Genomic DNA, 5,528 nt, shown 5'->3' with positions numbered 1-5,528 from the left:
GTTCGCCGGACCCTTCGTCAGGCCTGGGAACAAGACGATCCCGTGAAAGCCGAGCGTCTGATCCGCAACCTCGCCCAGCGGCTTGAACATGAGGCCCCGGGAGTCTCCAAATCCATTCTCGAGGGTCTGGACGAGATCCTGACCGTCAACCGGCTCGGTCTGCCTTCGGACCTGCGCCGCTCGCTGGCCTGCACCAACATCATCGAGAGCATGAACAGCATCATTCGACAGGTTTGCCGAAATGTGAAGCGCTGGCGGAATGCAAAGATGGGATTGCGCTGGACTGCCGCGGGCATGCTGGAAGCGAAGAAGGGCTTCAGGCGCCTCAAGGCCCACAAGCATCTGCCATTGCTCAAAGCCGCACTTCAAAGCCATCGTACCGCTCAGACCACCACCCCGACGGTTGACCGCCTCGCTGATGCCGCATAACGTTCAAACAGCAACGCCAGCCTCGGCATTTTCAACAGAGTTCGGGACATCCCCTTAAGCTTTGTGTATTCATGACTTGTCGTGGCTGAATTGGATGACCCATCTCTGGACATCTAAGTAAAACTACGGATAGCAGAATTGACGGAGGTCAATTACCGTTTTTGGCAAGCGGAACATACTTCAAAAGGATATGAACTTGCTTGATCAGGAAGCGAAACTGGATCTCCCCGTCATTGCCATAGGCGCATCTGCTGGCGGCCTGGAAGCTTGCACAGCCTTGCTGAAGGACATGCCCAAAGACCTGCATGCCGCGCTCATACTGGTCCTCCACCTGGATCCGTCGCACGACAGCATGATGGTCAATCTGCTCGCGCAACACACAAAGCTGACGGTTGTTCAGGCAACCGAGGGCATGACCCTGCAAGCAGGCGTTGTACACGTCATCCCGCCAGGGGTGTTCCTGACCGTATCGAAGCACGTTCTCCACGTCGCCGAGCCCCCGGCTGGAGTATCTGTCCGGCTTCCATACGACGTCCTGCTCAGATCTCTGGCCCAGGATGCCACGGCGCCTGTGGCATGCATCGTGTTGTCGGGGACCGGTACGGACGGCAGCCTGGGCATTGCCCAAATCCACAAGGCGAAAGGCTTGGTGATCGCTCAGGATCCCACGGAGGCAGCCTATTCCGGCATGCCGGAAAGTGCCGTTGAAACTGGATTGGTGAGTGAAATTCTGCGCGTGGGAGAGATGGTTGCTTCACTTCAGGCGTTCCTGAAGGGAAAGCCCGCCCGCCGCACGCCAACCCCAGGAAAGACAAATCAGCCCGCTGTTGCAGCAACTGCCGCAGAGCACCCTGTCATGACGAATTATGACGAGATACTCTCATTTGTCGATCAGCACGCCAAACAGAGCATATCTCTCTACAAGCGCGGAACGCTCGAGCGCCGCATTGCGCGCCGCATGGCCATCGTCGGCCTCCAACCCGACGACGTGACGCATTACCTCGAGATCCTGAAGGCAGATGCAGAGGAGCGTGTGCAACTTGCAGACGAGCTCCTTATCCATGTCACCAGTTTCTTTCGCGATCCGGCGGTATTCGATCACCTTTCCAAAGAAACAATTCCAGAGTTGCTTTCAGCAGTACCGGAAGGCCATCCCTTGCGGATATGGGTTGCAGGATGCAGCACCGGCGAGGAGGCTTACAGCTTCACAATCATCTGCCAGGAGGCCATTGCAGCAGCCGGTTCGCGTACCCAACTCCAGATCCTTGCCTCCGATATTGATCCAGACTCAATTTCCGTTGCTCAGTCTGGTGTTTATCCCAAGGATATCGATACATCCGTTTCCTCAAGACGCCTTGCCCAGTTTTTTGTACCCGTGCAGGGAGGATGGAAAGTCACCACAGCCTTGCGAGATGTGGTGATGTTCACGGTCGCAGATCTGCTGACCGACCCTCCCTTCGCAAAGATTGATCTCATATCGTGCCGCAACGTCATGATCTACCTGGCGCCCGAAGCACAGAAAAATGTAACCGCCCGCTTCTGTTATGCGTTGCGCCCCGGAGGGCTGTTGCTGCTTGGCCTGGCGGAAACACCAACACAGGACGATGAGTGTTTCGCCGTCGAAAACAAGGAGGCGCGGCTCTGGCGCCGGGTAGGCAAAAGCCGCCCCGGCGATCTCGTTCTGGTGGGTGCAACCCGCGAGAAGGTCCTGCCATCACCAGCAGCCGCCATGATCCGCCGGAGTGCCCTTCCTGACCTCTGCCGCAAAGTCCTGCTGGAGAACTATGCCCCTGCGGCTGTATTGCTCAACCCCAGGCTTGAATGCCTGTATTTTCATGGCCCAACTGAAAAATACCTGAAGATAACCCAGGGCATTTCCCCAACCGGTGTCCTGCGCATGCTGCCGAAGAGCGCGCGCACGAAATTCCGCGCAGGCGCGGCGTCCTGTACACCCTCCAACCCGCTGGTATCTATGTCCGGCGTCCGGCTGTGGGATGGTGAGAGCGTCGACATTGCCATTCATGCGATACCATCGGGCGGTGAACTGCTGTTATTGGCATGCTTTATCGAGAAGGCAGCAGCTGTGGACTGGCCGGAAGCCCGGCCAACAACGGTATCCGAGCCCCCCCGGCCTACACTCGATCTTGAAGCTGAACTCGAAGCCACCCGCAAGAAACTTGACGAGGCACTGCATGACCTCGAACAGCAGGAAGAGGCGCATGGTGCGGACACAGCGGAAGCACTGTCAGCCAGTGAAGAGTTCCAGTCCGCCAACGAAGAACTCCTGGCCTCAAAGGAAGAACTCCAATCTCTGAACGAAGAACTCACAACCCTGAACAGCCAATTGCAGGAGACACTGGAGCGCCAGCGCACGACTGCAAACGACATGCAGAATGTCCTGTTCAGCACAGATGTGCCGACGATCTTCCTTGATACTAATTTGAACATTCGCTTCTTCACCCCGACGGCGAGCAGCATTTTCCGGGTGATCACGAGTGATGTGGGACGGCCGCTGGAGGACCTGGTCGCCTTAACGAAGGATGACCAGTGGACCGATGAGGCCAAAACTGTACTCAAGACCTACGGAAAAATTGAGAGGGAAGTCAGTGGCAAGGACGGACAGTGGTTTCTCCGCCGCATACAGCCCTACCGCAACGACGGCGGCCAGGTAGCTGGCGTCGTCATCACTTACGTCGACATCACCGAGCGCAAGCGCACCCACGCTGCACTCTTGAACGCAACCAGAGATGCTGAGCGGGCCAACAGGGCAAAGTCTCGCTTTCTGGCTGCCGCAAGTCACGATCTGCGCCAGCCGTTGCAGGCGCTTTCACTGCTGAACGATTTGATGGCGCGGAGCAAACGGCCATCGGAAGTTGCGCGGCTGACCAACCTGCTGGACGGCACATTGAAGTCCATGACAGAACTGCTGGATACTCTGCTTGATGTCACTCGCATCGACTCTGGCACCATCCGGCCACACATGCGGCCCGTCGCCATCGGACCCATCATCCAGCGGCTCACCGAGGAGTTCCGGCCTCAATGCGAAGTGAAGGGCCTGACGCTCAGCTCGGTACCCAGCAACGCCTGGGTCAAGACCGATCCACAACTGCTCGAGCAGATATTGCGGAACTTGTTGTCGAATGCCATGAAATACACCCGCAGCGGCGGCATATTGCTCGGCTGCTTGCGCAAGGGACCCGCACTCAGCATTCGGGTCTATGATAGCGGCATCGGCTTTGAAGAATCCGAAAGCAAGGCGATCTTCGATGCCTATTACCAGGTGGACGGGTCAACCTCCACTTCGCGTACCGGCCTCGGACTGGGGCTGTCGATCGTACAACGGCTGGCGCAACTCATGAAGCACCCTGTGACTGTTCAATCGACCCCCGGCAGGGGATCGGTCTTCATGATTTCGCTGCCTGTCGCTGAAGCGCTACCTGGCCTCATGTCCGACGAGGCGACAATCCACCATCTCAAGACTCCTCCGCGCCAAACCGGTACAATCCTCCTTGTAGAAGACGAAAAGCCACTGCGGGACCTGCTGGCAGAGCTTCTCACCGATGAGGGTCATACCGTCATTCCCATGGCCAACGGGCAGGATGCGCTCAACTGGGCGCAGGTAAACGGCTACAGGCCAGACCTTCTGCTTACAGATTACGATCTCGAGGACGGCCAAGGCGGACTGGTTATGGCGCAGTCACTGGCAACACTTCTGGGTGGTGCGATCCCCACAATCATCCTCACCGGCGACATCACCGGCGGTACATATCAACAGATAGCAGATGCCGGCTGTGAACAGCTTATCAAGCCCGCCTCACCCAAGGACCTCCTCGACAAGATCTGCAACCTCATTTTGAAGGACCGCGCTGGCAAACTGCAGAACAAGTCAAGCGGGAAATCGTCTGGTATCAGTGTTCATGTGATCGACGATGATCCGCTGATCCGTGAAACCATGCAGCGTTTGTTCGAAGCGGAGGGATGGTCTGTTGTCACCTATGGCACCGCAGAGGATTTTCTTGCTGCTCCGCGGCCTGATGGAACGGCCTGCCTCCTGATCGACAGCCTGTTACCCGGCATGAATGGGATAGAGCTCATCAAGCACTTGCGGGCAGAAAGTTCAACAATACCAGCCGTGATGCTGACTGGCCATGGCGACGCTGCAACCGCAGTGGAAGCGCTCAAGGCCGGAGCATCTGATCTGATCGAGAAGCCAGCCAGCGCGAGTCATCTCCTGGACAGCGTGCGCAAGGCAATTTCGGCAGGTCAGAACAACAGCGCCCGCAGTGATGCCCGCCGGTCCGCGCAACAGAAACTCTCTGCGCTGACCAAGCGTGAGCATGAAATTCTCTTGAAGATTCTCGCTGGCGACCCCAACAAGATCATTGCAGCAGATATTGGCCTCAACCAGCGGACGGTGGAGAACCATCGCGCATCCATCATGCGGAAATGTGGAGTAAGCTCCCTTCCCGATCTTGTACGCCTTGCGCTTGCAGGTGAAATAAGCGCTGCATGACCTGATCTGCCGGGCAACATTTTATCATCACCGATTTTCTCAAACTTTTTTTGTTGCGTATCGACCATTTTCATGAGTGGCAAGCGCCACGGCTCTCAATTGCGTTTGCTACCCTCTCACAGAAAATCCTGCGTCTGAGTAGTTTCCGTGGGTTTCAAATTTTCTCAGTTTCCCTTACCTAATACCAGCGACGGTAATTGACATCCGACCCGGTTAGGGAAAGGCCTGAGATATGGCGTCTTTTCGCGACAGTGAAGAACGCGCAGCATGCCTGCCGCGGGCTCCAGGTAAGGGCAATCAGCTTTCCAACTCATTCTGGTCACCCAAAAATCCTTCAGCCATCAACTACCTGAAATCGTTATCTTTTCTTACGGCACCTCTGGCCTGAGGCGCCTCAACTTATCGAGGAAGCATGACCGCAACCCGCAAGGTTCTCATAACAGGCGGCGCCGGATTCATCGGAAGCCATACAGCCAAGCTTCTCGCTGCAACTGACATCGAACCCATCGTCTACGACAATCTTTCAACAGGCAACATCGCCGCCGTGCGCTGGGGCCCGTTCGTACATGGCGATATTCTCGATACG

The 5,528-nt window shown here is 56.7% G+C and carries 2 protein-coding genes and 1 pseudogene; all 3 read left to right on the top strand.

Annotated features, from left to right (window positions below):
- Positions 1–429 (top strand): annotated as a pseudogene (locus tag ACILRA_RS19085) (IS256 family transposase); the annotation flags it as partial.
- Positions 430–619: 190 nt separating this feature from the next.
- Positions 620–4,942: a chemotaxis protein CheB gene (locus ACILRA_RS19080; protein WP_395663646.1), complete on the top strand. Its 4,323-nt coding sequence runs from the start codon at positions 620–622 to the stop codon at positions 4,940–4,942.
- Positions 4,943–5,354: 412 nt separating this feature from the next.
- Positions 5,355–5,528, top strand: a 174-nt coding sequence (locus tag ACILRA_RS19075) for an NAD-dependent epimerase/dehydratase family protein (protein WP_395663647.1), incomplete at its 3' end; no start/stop codon positions are given.

The sequence above is a fragment of the Aestuariivirga sp. genome (assembly GCF_044239095.1).
Lineage (GTDB): Bacteria > Pseudomonadota > Alphaproteobacteria > Rhizobiales > Aestuariivirgaceae > Aestuariivirga.
Note: the sequence above shows the minus strand (reverse complement) of the source record. Positions and strands in the feature narration are given on the sequence as shown.